Raw genomic sequence first — 24,309 nt, 5'->3', positions numbered from 1 at the left:
AAGATTGTTAAAATGAATTGATTCTAAAATACTCAATCTGTTCGTAGGAGTGTAAACGATGGATGTGCTGAAGTGGATCGCGCAATTGTTCGAAGAATACGGCTACGGCGTCCTTTTTTTCGGCTTGCTGCTTGAGTTTATTGCTTTACCTTTTCCCGGGGAAACCACAATGGCTTATGCGGGATATCTTTCCTATGCCGGTACCCTGGATTTCGGTAAACTGGTGCTGCTAGCTTTCTTGGGCACAACCATCGGTATGACTATTACCTACTTTATCGGAAAGTGGGCTGGACTCCCCTTTATTCAGAAATATGGTAAATGGGTTTTGCTATCGCCGGACAAGCTTCAGAAAACACAAAAATGGTTTCAACGATATGGATACTGGCTTATTTTCCTTGGATATTTCATTCCCGGTGTCAGGCATTTTACCGGTTACTTTGCCGGAATTATTGCTCTTTCTTTCCGTAAATTTGTCTTGTATGCTTACAGCGGCGCTTTATTCTGGGTCATCCTCTTTCTAAGCATCGGCAAGCTGTTTGGTCCCCAATGGGATGTCATTTTCCATTTGGTAGAGCTGTATGCACTGCGAATTGCGGGAGTCGTTGGGTTCATAATCCTTCTGTATATTATTTACCGGTGGAGAAACTTCCTGTTTAGCTCACTACGCAAATCCGAAAAATCGGTGAAAACCAGCAACAAGGATGACACGAAGTAGTCAAACTTCTGCTGCCTTACGGTTACGAGTCCTTGCATAATACATCGAAATCACGATAGATATCACCACAAACCCTGCGCCTCAAGCCAAAGCGGCTCCATCATTTCAATCGCCACCCCTGCTCCAAACATAGACAGTCCGATGATACCTTGACTCCACGCCGTCAGCATGCCCCAGCATGACCACAATGGACCCTGTAAATACAATGGGGTCTCCCTCAATAATAATGTATCCAGACAAATGTCCCCCTACCCTGCTAGCAACCAACCCGCGCCCAAAGCGGCTTAAAACAATCCAATGTCGCATCGCCCAGCCTGAAATCCTGTACTGCATGTAATTAGTTGTTTATCTAATTTATAAAAATCACTCTATAAACCGTCAAGGCATAAATTCATATATTCAGAGCATACTAAGCCAACAAACTCCAATATCGGAGGATTTTACGTATGCCAAATCAGAATAAAAGTTGTCCACTTACTCATGTGTCCTCTAACTTGAAGGATAATGTAAAGCATATTGAAAGCGCCTTTGGAAACAGCGGAGATTTAATCATTAAACAGCTATTATGGATGCAAAAATGGCCAGCAGCTTTGTTTTATATCGATGGTCTGGTTAACACTCAATTGCTCCATGATTCCGTTCTGCGTTCATTAATGCGGGTAAACGAACATCATGTACCAGAGGGCGCGGAACCGTTCGACTATTTAAAGGATCAGGTATTGATTGCTGGTAACGCAGGTAGCTTGGAGGAAATGGATGTTTTATTCGACCGGATGTTATCCGGCGGTATTATCATTCTGCTGGACGGATACACAAAAGGCATATGGATTGATGCGGTCGGTTGGGAGGATCGCAATGTCAGCGAACCCCAATCACAGACTGTTGTACGGGGTCCAATGGAGGGTTTTACCGAAAATTTGCGTACCAATACAGCTCTAATTCGCAGACGAATCCGCGATCCGCGCCTCTGGATGGAAACAAGACAGATTGGTCAAGTCACGCATACCAATGTGTCCGTGATGTATATCAAAGGGATTGCTGACGAAGGAGTTATTCAGGAACTGAGAGAACGTCTGGACCGAATTGATATTGACGGGATTTTGGAAGGGGGTTACATCGAGGAAGAAATTCAGGATGCGACCTTCACCCCGTTTCCCACCATATATAACAGCGAGCGCCCGGATTCAGTCGCTGCCAGCCTGCTGGAGGGCCGAATCGCTATATTGGTGGATGGGACACCCTTTGTTCTGTTAATACCTGCATTGTTCGTCCAATTTTTCCAATCAGCAGAGGATTATTACCAGCGTGCTGACATCAGCACTTTGCTGCGTATGTTGCGCTTTTTTTCTTTTTTTATCGCTATGCTTGCACCGGCAGTCTATATCGCTGTATCTACCTTCCATCAGGAGATGATCCCTACAAACTTACTGATCAGCCTCGCTGCACAAAGGGAAGGCGTCCCATTTCCAGCTTTTGTCGAGGCGATGCTTATGGAGATCACCTATGAAATTTTGCGTGAAGCCGGGGTTCGTATTCCCAAGACCGTCGGACAAGCTGTATCTATTGTAGGCACACTGGTCATTGGACAAGCAGCCGTGGATGCGGGGGTTGTCTCGGCGGCTATGGTCATTATCGTGTCGATCACTGCCATCTCCAGCTATGTTATTCCGGAAAACGGTCTATCCATAGCAGTTCGTATTGTCCGCTTTGCCTTAATGATGCTAGCCGCAGCCTTCGGACTTCTAGGAATATTGATGGGATTAATCGTACTTTTGCTGCACTTGACCAGTCTGCGATCATTTGGAGTATCTTACATGAGTCCATTTGGCCCCTATGTGGAAAGCGATATGAAAGATACGCTGTTTCGCTTACCCTGGCCTCATATGACGAAGCGTCCTCAATCCATCTCTATCCAAAATACGATCCGCCAAAAAACGAAAAAAAGACGGATCGGCAATAAATCACAAACCAGAAGGGATCAACCATGAAGCAGACCATTCATTTGCTGTTCGTCTGGGGGCTGATCGGATTAATATTAGGGGGCTGCTGGGACCGCAAAGAATTAAACGAACTTGGCATCGCTATTGGAATCGGAGTGGATATGAAAGGAGACCAGTATCAGGTAACGGCTCAGGTGGTTATTCCTTCTGCAGTGGCTTCAAAATCTTCACCAAGTGCAGGCTCTCCAGTGGTTACTTATGAGGCCACAGCGCCCACGATTCAGGAGGCCATTCAAAAAATGACTGATACAAGTCCGCGCTCCATTTATTTATCTCATATTCGTATGCTGATTTTAGGTGAGGAGTATGCGAGGAAAGGGATTTCTGATGTGATTGAAGCCTTGATGCGAGAGCCCTTTACAAGAAGTGACTTTTACATTGCGATAGCCAAGAATAACAAGGCTTCTACGATTTTAAAAATACCGACTTCTTTGGAAAAGTTACCGGCCAACAAAATGTTCGCTTCATTGGACACCTTAACCAAGACGTGGGCACCTGCGACCAAAGTAACCATGGATCAATTGCTTAGCGATCTGACTAATCCCGACATCCAATCTACTTTGCCAGCTTTGGAGGCTGTGGGAGATATTGAGGCGTCCATTGAAAAAGGTGAAGATGACACCAAAAGCATATCGCCTGGAACCACATTGAGGTTTTCTGGTATTGGTGTATTCCAAAAAGACCGATTACTGGGATGGATCAATGAACGAGACAGTAAAGGATTCAACTATATCCGCAATAAAGTGGATTCTACTACGGGACACGCAGACTGTGAGGGAGGTGGAAATATCGCCTTGTTAACGTTGAGCAGTGACACCAAAAACAAAGTTATGATTCGCGATGGAGAGCCTGTTATTTTGATATCCGTTACCAACAACAGCACAGTACGAGAAGTCAACTGCCAGCATATGAAGCTAGATAGTATGGACGATATTAAAGAAATTGAAGCCGTAAGTAATGAAAAAATCGTTGAAATCATGAAGCATTCGGTAGAGACTGTCCGACATCAATATAAGTCAGACATTTTCGGCTTTGGCCAGTTGATTCACCAGTCTAAGCCCAAACTTTGGAAAAGATTGAAAGAAGAAAAAGAAAATCCGTTTTTGGACTTGCAAATCGAATACAAAGCAGAGACCAAAATTAAAAAAATTGGTTCTTTGTTTGAATCGTTCCAAAAACAAATGAAGGAGTGAGCTTAGTGGAGGAGAAAGGGCGAATCAGCATCTCAAATATAGCCGTACTCGTATTTCTGAGTATTTTCGGAGATTGCGTGTTAGTGTATCCCTCCATTATTACAGGCATATCCAAACAGGATGCCTGGATCAGCTCGTTGTTGAGCATCCCTGCAGGACTTGCTGTACTATGGCTACTCCTGCAGGTACATCAGCTCTATCCTGAGCTCACCTTTATCCAACTCTGTCAGCGAATTTTGGGCCCATGGCTAGGCGCCCTCATTTCAATATGGTATTTATTCCATTTATTGATAAACTCCGCGATTTATTTAAGAGAGGTCGGGGATTTTATGAACAACCAGACCTATGTCATGACGCCCCTCCCCGTTATCAATTTAATTTTAATCCTTGTCATGATGTGGGGATTGTATATGGGGCTGGAGCCTATTGCCCGTACTGCTCAAATATTATTTCCTTTATGTTTGGTGTTCACTTTGTTTTTGATCCTGTGCTTACTCCCCCAATGTGACAGTCAGCAGCTTAAGCCGTTCATGGATCAAGGTATACCTAAAGTTATCGAAGGAAGCATATTTGCAGTATCCTATCCATTCGGAGAATTAGCCTTTTTATTGATGATTCTTCCCTATGTAAGCAAAAAACCTGGCCTAAAAAAGTCCGTTTTGCTATCCGGGCTTACTGCCAGCATCCTGTTAAGCGTACTGCTAATTGTTTCACTCATGGTACTGGGCTCCTTTGTAACAGAGAACAGTGTGTACACCTCCTATACGTTATCCAAAAAGATTAACATTGGTGGTTTCTTGCAACGGGTAGAGTCCATGATGAGCACAGCCTGGATTATCACTACTTTCTTTAAGACCATTTTACACTTCTATGCCTTTACACTGGGCATGACTCAACTGCTGAGACTGGACAATGTAAGGACCTTTCTTGGCCCCAGCTTCATGATTTTATTTGGCTTGATTATCGTCTCGGCACCCAATATTACTTACTATTTGGATACGATCGTTCATGCCTGGATTTATTGGGATTTGACCGATTCTGTTGTCCTTCCTCTCCTGCTGATTGTTGTATATAAATTTAGATCGAAGGGCCGTCACAGTCTGGGACCCGGGTGAATTCTCACCCTTCACGAAAGGAGCATGCGCATGCTGGCTACCATTATCGTCATCTGTATCGGTCTGGCTATCGCCGTCAAGGATTTGCCAGGCTTGTACCGCAAGCATCGCTTTAAGGATATGTTGGTGTACATCATTATGCTTGGATTAGGAACATGGTTGAGTGTCCTTGCCGTAAAATTGGAGGTTACACCAAGCCCGCTGATTTTGATCGAAATCATCTATAACCCCATAAACACTTTCGTGTCGCATCTATTTGGTTTTTAAAAAGGAGGCAGGTACACATGTCAAAAAGATTCCGTATTAGTGTCCGACAAGTGACTGTCCTTACTTTCCTGTGTTTAATCGGGGATATGCTCTTAATCTATCCGACTATCATTACACATATTGCTCACCAAGATGCCTGGATCAGCTCCATATTATCCATCCCGTTAGGCTTAGTCATCATTTATGTGCTTATTCGCGTTCATGAGCTCTACCCGAACCTTTCGCTTATTGAAGCCATCCGTAAAATTTTGGGACCTGTATTCGGAACCATTCTTTCCTGCTGGTATTTGTTTTATTTCTTAATGAACACCGCCTTTAATGCGAGAGAAGTAGGTGATTTCCTGACTTCACAGTTACTTGTAGAAACCCCTCTGCGCATCCTGCTGGCTATGGAGGTAGCATTACTGGTGTTTACTGTGCTATCGGGAATAGAGGCTTTTAGTCGCGTTAGTGAGATGCTGTTAACTGTATATGTATTCATTTTCTGTGGTTTGATTCTTGCACTCTTGCCGCAAATTCATCTTTCTAATTTACAGCCTAGTCTTGAAAATGGAATGGGTCCCATTAGTAAAGGGATCGTTCCAGCTACAGCTATGCCATTTGCCGGAATGTCTGTCATGCTCATGGTTTTTCCCTATGTTAACAAACATGCCCATTTTAGAAAGGACGTGTTACTCGCCTCTCTAATAGGCGGATTCCTGATTAGCGTGTTTTTGCTTCTCTCTCTCCTTGTCATTGGTCCCTTTGTGACCAATTATAGTCCTTACATTTCTTCTGCACTCACAACAAAGATTAATGAACTCAATTATATTACACGAGTTGAATCGTTAGTAACTTTAACGTGGGCACTTGCTGCCTATTTCAAAGGTGTTCTTTTCTTTTACGCGTTTACTTTCGGAACAACCCAGCTATTCCGAATTTCTAATATCCGTCCCTTTGTCATCCCCGCAGGAGCGCTTGTGTTTGGCATGACCATTTTAATATCGCCAAATGTCTTCTATTATGTGAGGACTCTTGTTTATCCACTGGCAGCCTGGAATTATACGAACGGCTTGATCATTCCGCTGCTATTATGGGGTGTTTATCTCTGCAAGCAAAAGTGGAAGCAACGGCAGAATATATCTAAAAATTAACAAAAACCTTTTGAAACCGATATGCCTGAAAGCACGATCCGGTTGCAAAAGGTTTTCTTTGGTTCTTCACTTATGCCATATCCTGAATGTATGCCAGCGCAGCATCAATATGTCCTTTCACTCTTAAACCACGCCATTCATGAACTAAAATTCCATTTTCATCAATAAGGAACGTAGACCGAACAATGCCCATGTACTGCTTGCCGTACATTTGTTTTTGCTGCCATACCCCATATGTCTCAGCCACCTGATGCTCTTCGTCAGAAAGCAACTGAAAAGGTAAACCGTACTTTGCAATAAACTTGTCATGCTGCTTGAGTGGATCAGGGCTTACCCCCAGAATCACCGTGTTCAAGCCTTCAAACTTCGTATGTTTATCCCGAAAATCACAAGCCTGGTTCGAGCAGCTGGAGGTCAAATCCTTGGGATAGAAATACAACAATACCCTACTGCCTCGATAATCAGACAGCTTAACATGCTTTCCCTCACTCCCAGGCAATTCAAAATCCGGTGCCTCTTGTCCAATAATGGTAGATGTCGTGGACATCTCATCATCTCCTATCTTGTGGGAGTTCTTATGTGATCCGCCCTATGAGCCTGCCCCTCTGTAACGGCGAATCCCCCAGTTCCATGCCAGTAAACCCAAGGTCAGAAAGACAATCCCCATCACAGGAGTTAAGAGCGCCATATGGCGCATGTCCTCTCGGTGAAGGAACAGGGAGGCTGGATATACGCCAACAAAAGCAAAAGGCAGTATCCAAGTTAGCACAACCTGAATAGCACGGTTATAGATCGTTACTGGATAACGTCCGTAGCCCTGAATATTGTACATGAGCGGGATAATTCCTGTCGGCGCATCCGAAAAAAACGAAAGGGATGTCAATATGGTGTAGATGCCCGTATAAATCGCCACGGCACTTAGGCTCAAAATGATCAGCGCCGGTACGAACCACCACTCCATAGCCAAGTCCATCTGTGCCCCGCTGATCCCCATGATAATCAGGCCAATCACAGAACCCACCAGCGCAGGCGGATCCACATTTTCAAGGAAAATCTGGAACAGGTTATACGCGGGACGGGTCATTACCCGGTCGAGTTCACCTTTCACAATGTAACGCTCGCTAAAGTTCCAAAGATTTACAAAACAACTGAATAGTCCGTATGGAACCATAAAAAATCCATAAACGAACACGACTTCACTTTCACTCCAGCCGCCCAAACTGTCTGTATGCATAAAAATAACCAGGATAAAAATAAGATTCGTGGCCTGAAACAGCAGGTCTGAAATAACTTCTACCCAAAAGTCGGCCCGATAGGTGAGCCGTGACTTCATGTAATTTTTTAAATATTCGCTAATGAGACCCAAATAGTACATCATCGGCTTACCCTCCCTGCACGAACAGACGTCTGCGCGCCAGTCGCCAAATGATGATCATCGGCACGAGCAGAACGACCAGCCAAATGATTTGGATACCCAGTACATTCCAGATGCCAACGCCTTTTACACGTCCCGTAAATACAGAGCCCGGCAAATAGGTAATCGCCTGAAACGGCATCCATTGGGCGATCGTCGCCAGCCAGCCTGGAAACAAACTGATTGGCAAAATTAACCCAGAAAACAGATCTACAACTACGCGCTTCATACGCATCATGCCCTCATTATTTTCGATAAAAAAGGCCGTTAACCCCGTAATAATATTGATCTGAGTGTTGATCAGAAAGCTGAAAAACAGCATGACCAGAAAACCAACCCAGGCTACCGGGTCACTGGGGAGCGTCACCGGAAACAGCAGCATCGCAATCGCCATGCCCGGAATCATAAACAACAGAAAACGGAACATTCCCTCACCGAGTCCCTGCATAAATTTAACAAGTACATAGTTATAAGGTCGGATCATCTGAATTGCGATGCTTCCATCACGAATATCCGTCGAAATTTCACGATCCAGATTGTTAAAATAAAAGGCTCTCGCCATCCACGATACTGCAACATACGTCGTCATCTGAGCAGCGGTAAAACCTCCAATGCTACCCGCATCGCCATATATCGCTTTGTATGTGAAATAATACACGCCAATATTCATGGAATAAATAAGGATTCCTGAATAGTAGTTCACACGATACGCAAGCATCGTGAGAAATCGGATACGAATAAAATCGGTGTATACGCTAAGCATGAACTTTGGCCTCCACTACCGGATTGCCCTGGCGTTCCGCGGAGCCAGACTGATAGATACTGCGGACGATATCATCCGTGTTGGTTTCAATGATTTTGATATCCGTAATGTCCGTGCGACCGACTACGCTTGCGAGCACATCCGATACATTAATATGAAGCGGAATCCATACCTTAGCAGCCAAATCGTTATCCGCCGTCCAAGCCAGTGGCATATCAGCAGTCCATGCCTGTAATTGCTCCAATTGGGTCGGTGTACCGAACTGAAACCTTACTTCTCGACCTGTACCCCAACGTGCCTTCAGATCCTCCAGACCACCATCATAGATGATATTCCCATCATCCAGCATAATGACGCGCGAGCACAGCGCTTCAATATCCTGCAAATCATGGGTTGTCAGCAAAATAGTCGTACCGTAATCCCGGTTCATGTCCTTTAGAAACTCGCGGATTTCGGACTTTACCATAATATCGAGCCCAATGGTCGGCTCGTCCAGAAAAACAATGGACGGATTGTGCAGCAAGGCTGCTACTAACTCACAGCGCATCCGTTGCCCGAGACTAAGCTTGCGTACCGGGCGGCTTAGCAGATCCTGCAATTGTAGTCTCTCTACCAGCTCATCCAGCCTGCGTTTGAAGTCCGTAGCCGGAACCTGATATACTTTCCGCAGTAGTTGAAAAGACTCGATCACACCGATGTCCCACCAAAGCTGGCTGCGCTGACCGAAAACAACACCAATGTTGCCTACAAATTTCTCGCGTTCCTCATAGGGGACATAACCGCCCACCTTGAGATGTCCCGATGTCGGCACGAGAATGCCTGTCAGCATCTTAATCGTGGTGGACTTTCCGGCGCCGTTTTCACCGATATAACCGCATATTTCTCCTTGCGGAATACGGAAAGATATATCTTTGACCGCGGCTACCTCGTTGTATTCGCGGGCGAATAAATCAAGGAAGGCACCTTTTAAGCCCTCGCGATTTTTTTGAACCTTAAATGTTTTGCGCAGATCCTGCACATCAATTGCCAGCATGTTATACCTCTCAATCAGGATTTGTAAAATCCATAGTTAAATTGATTGTGCTCCAAAAAGAAATTATAATGTAATGAACTGAAAAGCGAAAGGGAGAGCATCCATGACAAGCAGAACCAAAAGGACGATATGGTCGGTTCTAGCCGTGGTAATCGTCGCGATTGTCGGCTTTGCCGTGTACTATTTTACATCCATTTATAATCAGCTGGATAATCTGCATAAAGAGGGCGCTAACTCCCCCTTCAAAAATGTAAAGCAGGTCGATCAGGTTCGTACGCCAGAACCGCCCAAGTGGGAAGGTACCGATATGGTTAACATTTTGCTGATGGGTGTTGATGGGCGCGGTATCCAGAAAGGGGAAGTTCCCCGATCAGACAGTATGATGGTCGTATCGCTGGACCCCGTCAAGAAAAAAATCCACCTGTTCTCTATTTTGCGTGATACGTACGTGGATATTCCCGGCTATGGAAAAAATCGAATTAACACCGCCATTACTCACGGACCCAACACAGCCATGAAGACGGCTGGCGATTTGTTAGGCATCCCGGTGCAATATTATGTGTACACGGATTTCCAGGGCTTTATCAAACTGGTGGATGCCGTAGGCGGTATTGATTTTGAAGTGGAAAAGGATATGCATTATACAAGTAATGCGGATAAACATCAATACGATATTGATTTGAAAAAGGGCATGCAGCATCTAGATGGCAACACGGCGCTTCAATATGTGCGGTTCCGCCACGATGCAATGTCCGACTTCTCCCGATCAGGACGGCAACGGGCATTCTTGGAAGCCGTAGCCCAGAAAATGCAGACCACGACTTCCATCGCTAACTTGCCGAATATTTTAGAGCAGGTTAACCCGTTCATTGACACGAATCTCAGTGTTAACGATATGTGGAAGCTGGCAAATGTGGGGTACCAAAGCAACTTTGCAGGCAGCGAACAGGTTCCACCGATGAAGATGCTCGGAGAAGAGAATGTGGGCGGCGCGGCAGTTCTTACTGTCCGCGATCCGGAAGAACTGAAAACGTATGTGCAGGATATATTTAATAATCCACCCACACAAACACAGGAACAAAATAAGGATCAGAACGAAACGAAACAGCCAGACAGTGCATCGTCTACCAAGAAGGATAAAGCTTCTTTTACAGGGGGCAGTAAAACCAGTAATGAAGATGCTTCCACACAATCAACAACAAAGACAGGACAAAAAGAGCTATAATGATGTATGCAGGGGCAGCCGTGAACGCTGCCCTTTGGCGTGTGTATACCCTATTTTAATGAACGGAAAGGAAGTTTTTGTTGATGAAACGGGAAAACTCCGAAGCACTATATAAAGAAGCCCTGGAGCATATTGTCGGGGGCGTTAACAGCCCTTCACGGTCCTTTAAAGCTGTGGGCGGCGGCGCTCCAGTATTCATGAAACGCGCTAAAGGTGCTCATTTCTGGGATGAGGATGATAATCGGTATATAGACTATTTGGCGGCCTACGGCCCTATTATTACTGGACATGCCCATCCCCATATTACTAAGGCTATCAGCGAAGCGGCCGCGAACGGCGTATTATACGGAACTTCAACGGTATTGGAAATCAAACTGGCGAAGATGCTGAAGGAAGCAATTCCTTCTATGGACAAGGTCCGGTTTGTGAATTCCGGCACAGAAGCAGTCATGACGACGATTCGTGTGGCACGGGCCTATACTGGGCGGAACAAGATCATCAAATTCGCCGGCTGCTACCATGGTCACTCGGATCTGGTACTTGTAGCCGCAGGCTCCGGTCCTTCCACACTGGGCATACCGGACAGTGCAGGCATTACGACCAACATTGCGAGCGAGGTTATTACCGTACCATTCAATGATCTCGACGCGTTACGCCAAGCCTTGGAGCGTTGGAGCGACGATGTGGCGGCAGTCATGGTCGAGCCCATTGTCGGTAATTTCGGCATGGTCATGCCGCAACCCGGTTATTTGGAAGGGTTGTGCTCCATGGCGCGTGCGAACGGCTCACTCGTCATTTATGACGAGGTCATTACCGCATTCCGGTTCCACTTCGGTTCCACCCAAACGTTTGCAGGTTTGGACAATCATGATGCGATTCAGCCAGATTTGACCGCGCTGGGCAAAATCATGGGTGGTGGTCTGCCGATTGGTGCCTACGGCGGCAGCAAGCACATCATGGAGCAGGTTGCCCCACTCGGCCCAGCTTATCAAGCGGGTACGATGGCGGGCAACCCGGCGTCCATCTCGTCAGGCATCGCCTGCCTTGAAATCCTTCAAGGGGAAGGCGTGTATGAAGAGATGGAACGTCTGGCCGTGAGGCTGACGGACGGTATCCAGTCCTCTGCCGAACGCTACGGCGTGCCATTGACGATCAACCGAATTCGTGGAGCGTTCTCGACGCATTTCTGTGATCATCCGATCACGAATTACGCGCAGGCGCAGGATACGGATAGCGAAGCGTTTGCATCCTTCTTCCGTCACATGCTGGATCGCGGTATTCATCTGGCACCATCCAAGTACGAAGCCTGGTTCCTCACAACAGCGCATACGGACGAAGATGTGGATGCTACGCTGGAAGCGGCGGACGATTCGTTCCGGGCGATGTCACAAGGTAAGTAAACTAAGCAGTAAGTGATAGAATATGAATAGGATAAGAGCTGGAAGTAGTCTTAGGGATGGGTATCCGACCTCTGGGACTTCGTTCCGGCTTTTTTTCATTTCACAACTGTACCCGTACAGTTGCAGGTTTTATGGATTGTATCAGGTTATGCCCTACGGGTATATTGAGAGAACCACAGGTTAAGGTCATTATTATGGAGGTTTATTATGAGCAATCGTTCCAGAAATGGAGCCGCCTATCTGGCAGCTCTCAGCTATGCAGCTATACTTGGATTTTCATTTTTATTTGTAAAATTGACAGTCACAGAGGCAAGCCCGCTGGATGTGATTGCCCACCGCTTTGCGCTGTCATTTATCGCTTTGACCATTCCCGTGTTGCTCGGTTGGATCAAGATCAACATCAAGATGCGTGACATTCTGCGTATTTTACCACTGGCACTGCTCTCGCCATTAGTGTATTTTCCACTGCAGGCCTTCGGGCTGATGAGCACTTCTTCATCGGAAGGTGGAATTATCCAAGCAACCGTTCCCATCTTTACGCTGCTGTTAGCTTCCTATTTTATTAAAGAGCGTACAACGGTAGTCCAGAAGATTTCCTTACTGCTCTCTGTCTTTGGCGTGGTTTTTATATTTGTGATGAAAAGCGGAGCACCGCTAGCATCCAATAGCTATGGCGGTATTCTTCTGCTCGTGCTTTCTGCGATATGCCTATCCGGCTATAATGTGCTGGCACGACCATTAACACAAAAGTACAACCCAATGGAATTGACCTACGTTACCTCTATTTTGGGATGTATCGTTTTTAACGTGGTGGCACTGGGATATCATGCCATAGACGGCTCCATGAGCGCCTATACCGCTCCACTGGTGAAGCCTGGTTATTGGATGGCACTGATTTATCTGGGCATTCTGTCTACCCTCGTCACCTCGCTGTTATCGAGCTTTGCCTTGAAGTGGATCGAAGCCTCCAAAATGAGTGTGATCGGCAATTTATCCACCCTCATTTCCATGATTGCCGGTGCTTACATTTTGAAGGAGCAGCTTGCCTACTATCACATTATTGGGGCTGTGATGATCATTATCGGCGTGTTGGGTACCAATTTTGGAGGGCGAAAAAACTTCACGCCAATCAAAACAACTTCGGCAAAATCACAAAAAACGGGCTAAAAATAGACACTCATTTGCCTGCAAAAAAAGAAATCTCCAAGCTGCGCAATTCCAGCCGAGAGATTTCTTTTTTCATTTCTTAGTCTTCGTCGCATTAGATAGGGTACGCCATGACACTCATTAACGCCAATTCCGGCTGTGTCGTGTCCAATCTGCTATATTGTACGATTACGGGCACATCGCTAGTGACCGTAATTGCGTAAGGAATACCTACCGGAATCCGTTCGCCGGATTTCTCCAACGAGGCTGTTCGGATATGACGGGTTCGTCTTCCTTCCACAACCTCGATCAATCCCTCCAATGGCTCGCGGTCTTCAAAATAGATGTCTATACTCAGATTTGCCACACGGCTCCCACAATTCAGCACGCATATACTCTCATGACTGAGCAGCTCTCCCCGGCTTTCCGGTGGAATATACCCATCGGGGATGACCCAGAATAGGCTGCCTCGTGGCTGATTAGCTACTTTTTCATGAGAAAGTTCAGCATTTCCCATACTATTGGCCTCCTTTACCCATAATACTTTTTGGCGCTTATGCCCCTTCTTCTAGCCATACGGATTCTCCTTGGTACGCAATAGTTGAGCCAGAAAAGCAAGCGCCAATCCCTGCCCCCATCCCTGAATGCGTTTGTATGGAACGTTTCGATAGCCGTCAATATCGTTCATTACAGCAGTTCCAGCGGATACACCCGTTACTGTGCCGTCGTCCTTAATGCGGGAAAGAATACCTTCGATCGCCTTTTGGGTGTATTTGTTAAACAATCTTCCTTGCATAAGCAAGGCGGTCGCAATTCCTGCCGAGCCCGAGGTTTCCAGATAAGAGGTATCATCGTTCAGCACCGTATGCCACAGCCCTTCTGGGGATTGCAGCCGCACCAGTGCATTGAGCTGGTCACGCAGCGAGCCGTCGATGATCATATAAGATGGATGCTGCACCTCCACAAGTTTCAGCGCTTTTGCCATCGTGAGGGCTGCCCATGAATTGCCGCGCGCCCAATATATTCCTGACATCCGGCTTTGATTGGCATGATCCCATCCGTGATAATACAGATTCGTATCCGGGTCCTGCAAAAATTCTTCATGCCCGTGATATTGACGAACCCCATCCTCCCAATACTCCTTGTTGCCTAACAGATGACCGATGCGCAGCAAATAATAACCAGCCATAAACATCGTATCCACCCATGCTTGCTGCGGAAATACATCATGAAGTGAGTTCACCGTATGCTGGAAAATGCCGTCGCCAAACCGCTCCGCTTTTTTGGACAAAAATTCTGCCATCTCGACGGCAATATCAAGGTATTTTTGCTCACCTGTGGCCTGATAAAGCGTCAACAAGCAGTGCCCAACAGAAACGCCGTTCACCGAGAGAGACGGAAGCCCGTCCTCGATATTTTCGTCAACCCATTCTTTCAGCTTGGTCAAATACTTTTCGTTCCCTGTCGCTTCATACGCTTCGCATACTCCGTAAAAGGCTACTCCGCCCGGCCAATCCCAGCTGTAGTGCATTTGAAAGGTGCGTTCTACTACCCGGTCGATCACCTGCTTAACTTGTTCTTCATCAAAAATCAATGCAGGCATTTCCACGTCTCCCCCTTTGGTAAGTTTCACGTGAGTTACCTCCTTGACGCCCGTACATGAAAAGGTCGTCCTTCAACGTAAATACATGCGCAGCGGTTGCAAATCCAGTTCCTTCACAGCATCCACCACCATGTCTGCAATACGAACCGCGCCATTCTCATGAAAATGCGTGTTATCCTCTAAGCCGCCGGAAAAGTTCATGTATTCACCAGGCAGCAACCACATAAAAAGCTCTTTACTCTCTTCGGGACCCATCTGCTCATATAACTCCTGCGTGCAGGCAGACAAATCAATCAGCGGTACATTCGCTTCTTCCGCCAGCTCACGAACCGCTGTTACATAGTCACCATGTGTGTCAGATAGCGTACCATCCTCGTTAAAATAGCGACGATGTACGGGCGTAACCAGTACCGGGGTTGCCCCATGGCTTCTTGCGCCATCGATGTAGAGGCGAAGATGCTCCTTGTAGGTTGTAAAAGGCTCTGTAGCCCGCTCCGGATCAGGCTTCTGATCATTATGACCGAACTGGATGAACAGGAAATCTCCTGCCTTTATTTCGCCCAAAATGACACCCAGCCGTCCTTCGTCCACGAAGCTTTTGGAGCTTCGTCCCGATACGGCATGATTATCCACGCAGACATCATGCTTGAACAGGGCGGGCAAAGCCTGGCCCCAGCCAGTATACGGATAGCCGGATGCGTCCTGATCCGTAACCGTGGAATCTCCGGCTAGGAATAGCCGAAGGGTCTGTGGCGCTAGCGCAATCTCCAGCGCATTGAGCCTTGGCGCGGTGCCTGATACGGTGAGGCGCAGTTTGCCACCCCGGACAGGCACCGCAAACAGTGCTTCGGTGAACTGGCCTGGCAGCGTGTGCACTGGAGGAAGCATGTGCTTGCCTTCACCAGACTTGAGTCGCGTGAGCGTTTCCGCCTGCGAATCGCCGACCAGTATAGTGACGAGATACAGCCCGTCTGGCACATCTGCAACAAATGCAGCGTTTAGTGGAATACAAAAGCTGCTTCGCAGCCGCGTACGTGCATCCTTGGCTGCACTCTGCCTTTTTCGACCGTACACATGCTCCGTAGTCTCAAAGCCATAGCCCTGCTCAGTTGTATATAAGCAATCCGGGGACACTCCCTTGTAGCCATCCGCAGGCTCCCCCGGACCAAAATCAAACTTCCACAATTTACTCACCTCTCAGCCATCGCCCTCAAATCCCGTCCATTCAATCGTACAAACCCCGATGCCTTCCATTTCCACTCGTAAGCTTCATAACTCACGCTATGGGTTTTGGATCTTAACCCTTCAGGCCGCTCGTGCTCATTCCTTCTACAATTTGCTTTTGGAAAGCGAAGAATACAGCGATAACAGGCAACAGGCTTAGGATAGACATCGCGAACATTCCTCCCCAGTTGGAAGCCGACTCGCTGTCGAGGAACATTTTGAGTGCAATCGATACGGTATATTTCTCCGGCGAATTCAGATAGAGTACCGGACCAAGCAAATCCTCCCACTTCCAGTAGAAAGAGAAGATTGCCGCTGTAGCCAACGACGATTTGAGTAAGGGTAAAATAATCCTGAAATACAGCCGGAACTTGCCGCATCCGTCAATCGTCGCCGCTTCATCCAACTCTGCTGGAATCGTCCGTATAAACTGCACCATCAGAAAGATGAAGAACGGCATCCCGAAAAAGGAGGGTACCACCAACGGTAAGATCGTATTGATCCAACCGAGCTTGGTGAAAATAATATATTGCGGTACCAGTACCACATCCCCTGGTAGCATAAGCGTCACCATCATCAAAGCAAACCACAAGTTACGCCCTTTGAATTTCAAACGTGCGAAGCCAAATGCGATCAATGAGGAGGAAAGCACGGCTCCAATCGTTGAAATCACCACGATCGTGAGCGAGTTCAGAATGTACGTGCCAAAGTTGTAGCCCGTCGTCCCTTTCCAACCTGTTACATAGTTTTGCCAGATCCATTCTGTAGGGAAAAGCGAGGATGCCGTGACGAATATCGTCCGACTTTCTTTAAACGAGCTGAACAGCATCCAAAAAACGGGATACAGCATCAGGAGCGCCAGTGCAGCAACCAGTATGTGATAAATTGGCCATTTGACCGTTTTCCATGCCATCGGTATCAGCGCCCCTTTTCCGTTTCATAAAATACCCAGTATCTGGAGGTTATAAATAAAATCGCTGTCAGTATCCCAATCATAATGAGCATGACCCAAGCCATGGCTGCCGCATATCCCATGTTGCTGAACATAAACGCCTGCCGGAACAGATACAGTGAATGCAGCATCGTTCCATCCATCGGGCCTCCTTCGCCCTTAGAAATAACATAAGCCGGGACGAAGGTCATAAAGGCACTGATTGTCTGCATAATCAGATTAAATAGAATAATGGGGCTAAGCAACGGCAGCGTAATACTGAAAAATTTTCGTACTGGCTTAGCACCATCTACACTGGACGCCTCGTACAATTCAACAGGAATGTTCTTCAAACCTGCCAGAAAAATCAGCATGGAGGAGCCAAATTGCCATACGGACAGGGTGATCAGCATCGTAAGCGAAGCATCCGGATCACCAAACCATTTCACCGGAGTCGCCCCTAAGGTCGAAAGCAGGCTGTTCACTATGCCGTTATTACTGAAAATGTTCCGCCACATAATGGATACCGCAACGCTACCTCCGATAATGGATGGCAGATAGTACATCGTCCGATAGGTGCCGACCATGCGCGATTTGGTATTCAAAATCATAGCCACAAACAGCGCGAAAATCAGTCGCAACGGTACACCGACCAATACATACGTAAACGTGACCCTGATCGAATTCCAGTATTTCGGGTCGCCTGTGAACATCTTTTCGAAGTTACCCAGACCAATCCATTTGGGCGGGGTGAACAGGTTGTAGGTGGTAAAGGACAGATACAGCGAAATAAACATTGGAATTAACGTAAACGCCAGAAAGCCCACAATAAACGGGCTGATAAACGCATATCCGGTCATATTAGCTTTCAAGCTCTGATGATTTCGCAAGCTCATCAAGCCTCCCTTCTGTTGCATTTAAAGAATTAGTAAAACTTTATGATGTTTATAATTCGTTGTTATACGAATAATATTGTGATGTCTGCAGAGGGTGCTTATGCAGTCGGTTCGTCGAATCAACCGTGCGCAATCATGCTTTGGACTACGCACGGTTAACTTAACGAAATGTTCCTTCGATCCTATCGATTCTTATGCTAAAACGTTGTCAGATATCCAAAGGCCATATTGCGCTTATTATTGCTTGTTATTCGCAAGGATGGTATTCGCATCAGCCCGGAATTTGGCCGCTGCGTCTTCAGCCGTCATCTGTCCGAAATTGACCTGCTCAATATAATCGGTCAGAGTCGCAATCACTTCCGGCGATCCGACTGGTGGCGGCGGGCTCATTGGAGAAGCCTTCGGCTCCATGGAAGCTACAAATTCAAACACCTGCTTCGTAGGCTCGCTCAACTCTGGTGCAACAGCTTCCTTGATTTTGGCGGAAATCGGTACGCCCCGTTCGCCTTTAATCAATTTATTCGCTTCTACATCGTTCATCCAGAAATCAATAAACTTAGCGGCTTCATCCTTCACCTGTGAACGGGAAGCAACCGTCCAGTACATCGTAGGCTGCATATATACGCCTTTTTCCATATTCGGCCCAAACATCGGAGCCAGTGCCATTGGGCGGTTAACAACCTGCTGTAAGCCCACATACTGATTGGACCACTGCCAAATACCGATGCCTGTTCCTTTTACGATATCGGATTCCTCAAGAATCCCCTTAGTCTGGTTCATGATTTCAGGAGGCGGGGTCGCTCCCTTCTTAATCAGATCAGCCAATCCGCTAAAGAAGTCAACAAACAGCTTATCGTCGTCATACCCCAAGCCTGTTCCTTCCGCATTGTAGAGCGTCTTTCCTTGCGTACGCAAATAGTAGTGGAAGAAAATATCGGCAGCCATCGAGCTGTCAAAATATACTTTATTGGAAGCTGCCTTTAAAGCCAGTTCTTTGTATTTATCCCATGTCCAGTTGTCAGGAATTTTATCTATACCTGCTTTTTTGAGCAACGCCGGATCATACTGGAAACCCAGAACATTGACACCTGTTGGAATACCATATTGCTTTCCTGCTATTACACCGGTACTGAGCACATTTTCGTTCACGTCTGCGACCTGAATTTTCTGATTCAAGTAAGGCGCGAGATCCTCCAGTTGACCATTTTTCGCATATTGGCTAATGTACGAAATGTCCATTTGCACGATATCCGGCAACTGATTAGCCGCAGCCTGCGGAGCGAGCTTTTTCCAATAGTCATCGAAAGAGGCATATTCTACATCAATCGTTACATTTGGATTTTTCTGCTTATACAAATCAACGACCTTTTGCGTGTATTCATGACGCGTATCCGATCCCCACCAAGCGATACGTAACTTTACTTTCCCGTCTGCACTTGTGCCCGAATTGCCGCCGCCGCCCGCTCCGCTACATGCCGTCGTCAAAACGAGCAGCATAGCTATGATCAGAAACCATCCCTTTTTGCCCACCTATCTCTCCCCTTTTCGCTGTTCTAGAAAGGAGCCAAATTACGAGTGACAACGCACTCATGCAATTTTGATAGCGTTTACATTAGCTCCTGTTGTTATTTTCCCAAAAGCCGAGAAACATTGGAATACACAAATCAGATTTCCTAAGTTTAAAAAACAGAGGGGCTTGCTTGTACCTATATAAGCCGAACTTAAAAGTTTCTTATCGTGCCACTACGCAGTTGGATAGTGCTTCCCATCGCCACCGCCCCCGGATTTCTGGAATTAAGCATATGATCAAGGTAGAAATCCGGGGACAAAAGCGACCGCTTCGCTTGTACAGCACCATTCCACCTACTCCGTTTATAAGCCGCCGTTATTCTGAACCATTAGTGGAAATGGGTATATTATGCTTTAGGCATTTTGTCTTCCTTAACAATCTACCGATATATAATAAAAAGGAGGATGAATTACATGAAATTCAAAGCTGGTTCTGCTGGAAGACATATCAGATTAGAGTACGGTGCAAACGGACATTTTATGGCTCTGGGAAGCATCTCGCTTGAAACCTTTCGTAAGGTTAGAAAAAAACTGGTTAATGAAGCTACTATAGAAGAAATAAGGGACTTGAGAGCGGGGATTAAATCACAAGTAAAGTTTTCTCAACAACTTACCTTGATTCTAGCCATTACTTCCTTTATATTAACATTTGCGTTATCCCCAATAACTTTTTATCTACAACAGTTCTCTAAAACAATAGATTGGACCCATGAGTACATAGTTATATTGCATAAAGAAAAGCTACAAAATATGAATAGTATTGAGGAGAAAGAACAGTATTTGAGTGATGAGTTGAAGAAAGAGAAAACAAATTACAATGCTGAATTAAGTAAATTACAAGATGCACACCTTGAGAAATATCTAAAATAATAGCACCTTTGGTGCTTATATTTGCAACATTAATTTATAGAAACAAATGGCTATATAGTTTAGAACAATGTATTAACGAAGCATTTGTAGAAAAATCAGAGCTACTAAAAAAAACAAAAGAACAAAGGGAGAAGGTATTGCAAGAACGCAAAAATTCACGGTATAAAATCTGAGTATCCACTTGTTATTTTATATCGTCCGCATACTTAAAAAACTTGCCTTACACAACGTGATGTAGCTTAGAAAGCTAATATCACTCGAGCCCAAGCGACGAGACTAGGAACTTCAACGTCTGTATCCTCTATGGAGACTATAATGAAAGTAGTACTTGCTTTGGGCTTCAAACCTGGGTTTGAAGAATCAACTAATGAACAAGCTGCGTATAAATTGTCCCACGTGTAAACTTTAACGTTAATATGATGTATACCTGAAAGTTTAAGGGAGCCGTGAGCTCCTTTTTTCTTTTTTTAGGAAGGAAGTTAGAACTAGACTTGCCCCGCTCATCCCCGTTCATGTGATTTAATGTACTCGGAAGGCGTCATACCCGCCCACTTTTTGAACACCTGGCTAAAATATTGCGCGTTCCCACCGAAGCCGAACCATTCCGCCAGCTCAAACACCTTCACGTCTCCGGTCTCCCGAATATGCTCAGCCGCACGTTCGATCCGATAACGATTGACGTAGTGGGAGAAGTTTTCGCCTGTCACCTTTTTGAAAATCTTCCCTAAGTAGTCGGAATTCATATACAGCATTTGACTTGCCACTCCGTTCAGCGACAAATCGGATTTTCTGTAGTTTTGCTCAATAATAGTGATCATTTTATCAACGGTGGAAGATTGGCGATACACATTACTTTTATAATAGATTGCGGTCATTCGTTCGGCAGCTTCTTGTACAAAAGATTTGAGACATGCCAGCGTTTTTTGCTCTGCCAGCACCACCATTCGGCTCGTAAACGCCGCACGCTCTTCTTCAGGGCATATACGGATCATAGCAGCATAGAGCTGAAGCACATAGGAGCGGGTCACGGAAATTTCCAGCTTCATCCTGGACAGAATACCGAACAACCGATCCACTTCCTGTGCAACCTCCACCGTATTTCCAGCCTTGATCAGTAGACCGAACTTCTCCTCGTCCAGCTCCAAATCTGCCATCTCCCGGGTATCCTCAGCCGCTAAATCCTCCTTCGTAATCAGACTGCCCTCCCCGGTGTAAAAACGGTGATTCATGCAATGCAGTGTCTCCCGGTACATCCCCCGTGAATGCTGCATACTATCCGACTCACTAACTGCGACCGTTACCTCCAGCTTGTAAAAGCGATGAAATGTCGCACGTACCGCTTCAATCTGTTTCATAAACCGTGACGTATCGTCCTCGCTTTCAAGTACAATGAGCAATTGCCCCTGCATGGTCGTACTGAGCAAGACATCATCCATTAAATCTGCCGCTATATTTTGCAATGCAAACAAATGCTCCGGCTCATGGGATTCCTCCACCCGCAGCAGTAGCATTCGAACCTGCTTATCTTGCAATTCAAGTCCGAATAACCGCTCATAAAATGCGATATCGCGGCTACCGTAAGTTTTATAGGAAATAAACTCCTTCAAAAAGTGTTCCTTCACATGAGGCAGCATACGCTGAAAATCTAGCTTCATCCGGTTTACAAACTGCTTGCGTTCTTTCTGCTCCTCCCGCTCCTGCCCCAACTCGGTCAGAGCCTCATGAATTTGCTGCTCATTGCATGGCTTCAACAAGTAGTGCTTCACCCCGTATTGCATGGCCCGACAGGCATAGTCGAAATCTTTGTAACCAGACAACAGAATGAAACGAACGTCTGGAAAGTGCTCCGTCGTTTTGGCAACCAGTCCGATACCGTCCAATCCAGGCATAGAGATGTCGCTAATCACAAAGTCAGGCGGGCTGGCCTGAATCTGATCATAAGCCTCAATCCCGTTACGTGCCGTACCAACCAATCTCGTTCCCGCTTTTCCCCAATCAACCACCTGCGATATGCCTTCCAAAATCATACGCTCATCATCAACCAGTAGCACCTTGTACACGACCCTGATCCCCTTTCACATATGGAATACAGACATGAATCGACGTTCCTGTTCCTGACTCGCTATGCAGCTCTATCCCCCAAGGTGTACCAAATGTCAGGTTAATCCGTTCCTGAATATTCGTAAGTCCAATGCCCTGCCCACGAGTCGTGACCTGCCCGTTCCGCAGCTTTTCCAAGAAATCCGGCGTCATTCCCGGTCCGTCATCTTCAACTCGCAGAAATAGAGCCCCCTCGCTTTCTCTCGCAATAATAGCAATCCGACAGGGTTCAATTCGCGGCTCCAGCGCATAATGGATGGCATTCTCCACCAAAGGCTGAAGCGTTAGCTTCGGAATTTGCGCATCCATCAGTTCTTCCGGGACATCCAGATGGAAAACGAGACGTTCATCAAAACGTGTTGTTTGGATCGTTACATAGCTCCTTACAATATCCAGTTCTTTTCGAAGCGGAATCAGCTGCTCTTCAAAACTGACCGCACTACGCAGTAGAAAAGCAAGTGCTTCCACCATCTCTGAAATACGATCCTGCTTATTGGCCTTGGCGAGCCAGTTCACGGATTCCAGTGTGTTGTATAAAAAATGTGGATTAATCTGTGCTTGTAGTGCCTTTAGCTCTGTTTCCCGCAGTAATAGCTGCTTGGCAACATTCTCATTAATGAGCTCACGAATGCGGCGAATCATTTTCTTATATGTCCGATGTAGCAAGCCTACCTCGTCCTGTGTGGAAAGGGGGACCGCGCCAAGTGCTTCTTCTTCCAAACGGTCGAGATCGCCTTTTTCTATTTTACGCATGTTCTGGATTAGTTGAACGATCGGTTTGGTAATGCTGCCTGACAACCTAGCTCCCAATGCCAATGCAATAAGAAGCATAATTACAAAAATAGCGCTTACAAATTCTTTAATGATCGTAATGCTGCGAAACATATCATCGAAGGGGGTCATATGCAAATACGTCCAACCCGTATAAGAGGATTTGATTTGAGCAGCGAAAAAGGTTCCTCCTGAGTAGGTCGCAATCCCGTAAGGCTGCTTCCGGCCAAGCTCGGCCTGAATATCACTCTCACTCAAAAGTGGTGTTTCGGGATAAATCATCCGCCTTCCATCTGTAATCATCAGTTGTCCGTCACGGCCGGAGGTCTGCACACGATCTGCTACAATCCGGTCAATTCGCACACGAATCGCAAGCGTTCCGAGCCCATTCAGTGTAAAATTGGAATCGGTAAAGGATTTGAACTGCCGAGCTGCCAGCAAGGAGGAATGGCCTGCCGCATACCATGCATTGGAACCGTCATGTTCGTCTGCCAGCTCCGACAGGGTGGATCGAAGTTCTTGGGGAATACCTTCGCGGTTGCCCGCACTCATGACCTGTCCCTCTTTATCGATCACTATCATAGAATAGACATAGGTCTCAGAGCCGGCAAAGGCGACGAGCCTATTCGTTATTTTTTTACGCAGCACCATTTTGGCATAAGGTGACGTTTCCTTTTCCAATTGCAGCAAATAACGTTGAAGCTGCTCGTCCGTTGTTACCTTGAAAGTAACTTTTTCTACATCTTTCAGCTCATTTTCTATACCGATTGAAGAAATATTGAGTACTTCGGATGTTTTTTTGTACATTTGATTATCATAAATATGAAATACGTACTTAAGTATGACTGCAACAACTGCAAAATTAACCAGCATAAGTACCGTAATCAGTAGTACCATTTTATGATGGATTCCAGCATTTTTGTAAGCGCTTTTAAAGTAGG

The 24,309-nt window shown here is 46.2% G+C and carries 23 protein-coding genes; 10 read left to right on the top strand and 13 right to left on the bottom strand.

What is annotated here, in order from left to right:
* Positions 1 to 58 precede the first annotated feature (58 nt).
* Entirely contained in the window at positions 59 to 715 is a 657-nt protein-coding gene (locus tag KAI37_RS03770) for a DedA family protein (protein ID WP_071639548.1), read from the top strand.
* A gap of 62 nt (positions 716 to 777) precedes the next feature.
* Here the strand turns inward: KAI37_RS03770 and KAI37_RS03765 are convergent, their stop codons facing one another.
* Entirely contained in the window at positions 778 to 921 is a 144-nt protein-coding gene (locus KAI37_RS03765) for a hypothetical protein (protein WP_220030745.1), read from the bottom strand.
* A gap of 240 nt (positions 922 to 1,161) precedes the next feature.
* On the opposite strand from KAI37_RS03765, the gene KAI37_RS03760 reads away from it, so the two are divergent.
* From KAI37_RS03760 to KAI37_RS03740, 5 genes are read left to right on the top strand one after another with little or no spacing between them, the layout of a single operon-like run.
* A complete protein-coding gene (locus KAI37_RS03760; RefSeq protein ID WP_076293106.1) occupies positions 1,162 to 2,703 on the top strand; it encodes a spore germination protein in 1,542 nt (513 codons plus the stop codon).
* Positions 2,700 to 3,908, top strand: coding sequence for a Ger(x)C family spore germination protein (locus KAI37_RS03755; RefSeq protein ID WP_220030744.1), 1,209 nt, complete (start codon positions 2,700 to 2,702; stop codon positions 3,906 to 3,908). The genes KAI37_RS03760 and KAI37_RS03755 overlap by 4 nt, the downstream gene beginning before the upstream one ends.
* Before the next feature lie 5 nt (positions 3,909 to 3,913).
* Positions 3,914 to 5,023, top strand: coding sequence for a GerAB/ArcD/ProY family transporter (locus KAI37_RS03750; RefSeq protein ID WP_071639545.1), 1,110 nt, complete (start codon positions 3,914 to 3,916; stop codon positions 5,021 to 5,023).
* A 30-nt stretch (positions 5,024 to 5,053) separates the two neighbouring features.
* Complete coding sequence (locus KAI37_RS03745; RefSeq protein WP_071639544.1) at positions 5,054 to 5,290, top strand: hypothetical protein; 237 nt, start codon at positions 5,054 to 5,056, stop codon at positions 5,288 to 5,290.
* A 17-nt stretch (positions 5,291 to 5,307) separates the two neighbouring features.
* Positions 5,308 to 6,423, top strand: a complete 1,116-nt coding sequence (locus KAI37_RS03740; RefSeq protein ID WP_076293107.1) for a GerAB/ArcD/ProY family transporter — start codon at positions 5,308 to 5,310, stop codon at positions 6,421 to 6,423.
* 70 nt (positions 6,424 to 6,493) lie between these two features.
* On the opposite strand, the gene bcp is transcribed toward KAI37_RS03740, so the two are convergent.
* From bcp to KAI37_RS03720, 4 genes are read right to left on the bottom strand one after another with little or no spacing between them, the layout of a single operon-like run.
* Positions 6,494 to 6,970 (bottom strand): thioredoxin-dependent thiol peroxidase, encoded by a 477-nt coding sequence (bcp, locus tag KAI37_RS03735; RefSeq protein ID WP_220030743.1) that lies wholly within the window; start codon positions 6,968 to 6,970, stop codon positions 6,494 to 6,496.
* A 42-nt stretch (positions 6,971 to 7,012) separates the two neighbouring features.
* Positions 7,013 to 7,801: an ABC transporter permease gene (locus tag KAI37_RS03730; RefSeq protein WP_081366793.1), complete on the bottom strand. Its 789-nt coding sequence runs from the start codon at positions 7,799 to 7,801 to the stop codon at positions 7,013 to 7,015.
* 4 nt (positions 7,802 to 7,805) lie between these two features.
* Positions 7,806 to 8,600: an ABC transporter permease gene (locus KAI37_RS03725; protein ID WP_069081078.1), complete on the bottom strand. Its 795-nt coding sequence runs from the start codon at positions 8,598 to 8,600 to the stop codon at positions 7,806 to 7,808.
* Positions 8,593 to 9,633: an ABC transporter ATP-binding protein gene (locus KAI37_RS03720; RefSeq protein WP_013308769.1), complete on the bottom strand. Its 1,041-nt coding sequence runs from the start codon at positions 9,631 to 9,633 to the stop codon at positions 8,593 to 8,595. The genes KAI37_RS03725 and KAI37_RS03720 overlap by 8 nt, the downstream gene beginning before the upstream one ends.
* 103 nt (positions 9,634 to 9,736) lie before the next feature.
* On the opposite strand from KAI37_RS03720, the gene KAI37_RS03715 reads away from it, so the two are divergent.
* The 3 genes from KAI37_RS03715 (at position 9,737) to KAI37_RS03705 (ending at position 13,425) form a co-directional block, all read left to right on the top strand.
* Positions 9,737 to 10,858, top strand: a complete 1,122-nt coding sequence (locus KAI37_RS03715; protein ID WP_220030742.1) for an LCP family protein — start codon at positions 9,737 to 9,739, stop codon at positions 10,856 to 10,858.
* Positions 10,859 to 10,941: 83 nt separating this feature from the next.
* Positions 10,942 to 12,258 carry a glutamate-1-semialdehyde 2,1-aminomutase gene (locus tag KAI37_RS03710; protein ID WP_275955752.1) on the top strand — a complete coding sequence of 439 codons (1,317 nt, stop codon included), beginning with the start codon at positions 10,942 to 10,944 and terminating at the stop codon, positions 12,256 to 12,258.
* 207 nt (positions 12,259 to 12,465) lie between these two features.
* Entirely contained in the window at positions 12,466 to 13,425 is a 960-nt protein-coding gene (locus tag KAI37_RS03705; protein ID WP_220030740.1) for a DMT family transporter, read from the top strand.
* Positions 13,426 to 13,519: 94 nt separating this feature from the next.
* On the opposite strand, the gene KAI37_RS03700 is transcribed toward KAI37_RS03705, so the two are convergent.
* From KAI37_RS03700 to KAI37_RS03675, 6 genes are all read right to left on the bottom strand, one after another.
* Entirely contained in the window at positions 13,520 to 13,921 is a 402-nt protein-coding gene (locus KAI37_RS03700) for a sensory rhodopsin transducer (protein ID WP_220030739.1), read from the bottom strand.
* A gap of 51 nt (positions 13,922 to 13,972) precedes the next feature.
* Positions 13,973 to 15,007 carry a glycoside hydrolase family 88/105 protein gene (locus tag KAI37_RS03695; RefSeq protein ID WP_071644195.1) on the bottom strand — a complete coding sequence of 345 codons (1,035 nt, stop codon included), beginning with the start codon at positions 15,005 to 15,007 and terminating at the stop codon, positions 13,973 to 13,975.
* A 72-nt stretch (positions 15,008 to 15,079) separates the two neighbouring features.
* Complete coding sequence (locus KAI37_RS03690; protein ID WP_220031433.1) at positions 15,080 to 16,192, bottom strand: rhamnogalacturonan acetylesterase; 1,113 nt, start codon at positions 16,190 to 16,192, stop codon at positions 15,080 to 15,082.
* 112 nt (positions 16,193 to 16,304) lie between these two features.
* Positions 16,305 to 17,144 carry a carbohydrate ABC transporter permease gene (locus KAI37_RS03685; protein WP_023987016.1) on the bottom strand — a complete coding sequence of 280 codons (840 nt, stop codon included), beginning with the start codon at positions 17,142 to 17,144 and terminating at the stop codon, positions 16,305 to 16,307.
* A 5-nt stretch (positions 17,145 to 17,149) separates the two neighbouring features.
* Positions 17,150 to 18,058 carry a carbohydrate ABC transporter permease gene (locus KAI37_RS03680; RefSeq protein WP_023987015.1) on the bottom strand — a complete coding sequence of 303 codons (909 nt, stop codon included), beginning with the start codon at positions 18,056 to 18,058 and terminating at the stop codon, positions 17,150 to 17,152.
* 237 nt (positions 18,059 to 18,295) lie between these two features.
* Positions 18,296 to 19,588 (bottom strand): ABC transporter substrate-binding protein, encoded by a 1,293-nt coding sequence (locus KAI37_RS03675; protein WP_220030738.1) that lies wholly within the window; start codon positions 19,586 to 19,588, stop codon positions 18,296 to 18,298.
* A 453-nt stretch (positions 19,589 to 20,041) separates the two neighbouring features.
* Here KAI37_RS03675 and KAI37_RS03670 point away from each other — a divergent pair, with 453 nt between their 5' ends.
* Positions 20,042 to 20,497, top strand: coding sequence for a hypothetical protein (locus KAI37_RS03670; RefSeq protein ID WP_220030737.1), 456 nt, complete (start codon positions 20,042 to 20,044; stop codon positions 20,495 to 20,497).
* Between the two features lie 500 nt (positions 20,498 to 20,997).
* Here the strand turns inward: KAI37_RS03670 and KAI37_RS03665 are convergent, their stop codons facing one another.
* Both KAI37_RS03665 and KAI37_RS03660 read right to left on the bottom strand, forming a co-directional pair.
* Positions 20,998 to 22,557 (bottom strand): response regulator transcription factor, encoded by a 1,560-nt coding sequence (locus tag KAI37_RS03665; RefSeq protein ID WP_076293113.1) that lies wholly within the window; start codon positions 22,555 to 22,557, stop codon positions 20,998 to 21,000.
* Positions 22,535 to 24,265 carry a sensor histidine kinase gene (locus tag KAI37_RS03660; protein WP_258383041.1) on the bottom strand — a complete coding sequence of 577 codons (1,731 nt, stop codon included), beginning with the start codon at positions 24,263 to 24,265 and terminating at the stop codon, positions 22,535 to 22,537. Before KAI37_RS03660 ends, KAI37_RS03665 begins: the two co-directional genes overlap by 23 nt.
* Between the last annotated feature and the right edge of the window lie 44 nt (positions 24,266 to 24,309).

Origin of the sequence: Paenibacillus sp. S25 (assembly GCF_019454085.1) — a bacterium.
GTDB classification, from domain to species: Bacteria; Bacillota; Bacilli; order Paenibacillales; family Paenibacillaceae; genus Paenibacillus; species Paenibacillus polymyxa_B.
Note: the sequence above shows the minus strand (reverse complement) of the source record. Positions and strands in the feature narration are given on the sequence as shown.

What these genes read in the sequence shown, in the direction of transcription:
- KAI37_RS03745 (WP_071639544.1), top strand. Translation starts at nt 5,054, where the DNA reads ATGCTGGCTACCATTATCGTCATCTGTATCGGTCTGGCTATCGCCGTC.
- KAI37_RS03720 (WP_013308769.1), bottom strand. Translation starts at nt 9,633, where the DNA reads ATGCTGGCAATTGATGTGCAGGATCTGCGCAAAACATTTAAGGTTCAA.
- KAI37_RS03770 (WP_071639548.1), top strand. Translation starts at nt 59, where the DNA reads ATGGATGTGCTGAAGTGGATCGCGCAATTGTTCGAAGAATACGGCTAC.
- KAI37_RS03685 (WP_023987016.1), bottom strand. Translation starts at nt 17,144, where the DNA reads ATGGCATGGAAAACGGTCAAATGGCCAATTTATCACATACTGGTTGCT.
- bcp (WP_220030743.1), bottom strand. Translation starts at nt 6,970, where the DNA reads ATGTCCACGACATCTACCATTATTGGACAAGAGGCACCGGATTTTGAA.
- KAI37_RS03730 (WP_081366793.1), bottom strand. Translation starts at nt 7,801, where the DNA reads ATGATGTACTATTTGGGTCTCATTAGCGAATATTTAAAAAATTACATG.
- KAI37_RS03710 (WP_275955752.1), top strand. Translation starts at nt 10,942, where the DNA reads ATGAAACGGGAAAACTCCGAAGCACTATATAAAGAAGCCCTGGAGCAT.
- KAI37_RS03705 (WP_220030740.1), top strand. Translation starts at nt 12,466, where the DNA reads ATGAGCAATCGTTCCAGAAATGGAGCCGCCTATCTGGCAGCTCTCAGC.
- KAI37_RS03755 (WP_220030744.1), top strand. Translation starts at nt 2,700, where the DNA reads ATGAAGCAGACCATTCATTTGCTGTTCGTCTGGGGGCTGATCGGATTA.
- KAI37_RS03725 (WP_069081078.1), bottom strand. Translation starts at nt 8,600, where the DNA reads ATGCTTAGCGTATACACCGATTTTATTCGTATCCGATTTCTCACGATG.
- KAI37_RS03700 (WP_220030739.1), bottom strand. Translation starts at nt 13,921, where the DNA reads ATGGGAAATGCTGAACTTTCTCATGAAAAAGTAGCTAATCAGCCACGA.
- KAI37_RS03740 (WP_076293107.1), top strand. Translation starts at nt 5,308, where the DNA reads ATGTCAAAAAGATTCCGTATTAGTGTCCGACAAGTGACTGTCCTTACT.
- KAI37_RS03660 (WP_258383041.1), bottom strand. Translation starts at nt 24,265, where the DNA reads ATGGTACTACTGATTACGGTACTTATGCTGGTTAATTTTGCAGTTGTT.
- KAI37_RS03670 (WP_220030737.1), top strand. Translation starts at nt 20,042, where the DNA reads ATGAAATTCAAAGCTGGTTCTGCTGGAAGACATATCAGATTAGAGTAC.
- KAI37_RS03760 (WP_076293106.1), top strand. Translation starts at nt 1,162, where the DNA reads ATGCCAAATCAGAATAAAAGTTGTCCACTTACTCATGTGTCCTCTAAC.
- KAI37_RS03695 (WP_071644195.1), bottom strand. Translation starts at nt 15,007, where the DNA reads ATGCCTGCATTGATTTTTGATGAAGAACAAGTTAAGCAGGTGATCGAC.
- KAI37_RS03715 (WP_220030742.1), top strand. Translation starts at nt 9,737, where the DNA reads ATGACAAGCAGAACCAAAAGGACGATATGGTCGGTTCTAGCCGTGGTA.
- KAI37_RS03680 (WP_023987015.1), bottom strand. Translation starts at nt 18,058, where the DNA reads ATGAGCTTGCGAAATCATCAGAGCTTGAAAGCTAATATGACCGGATAT.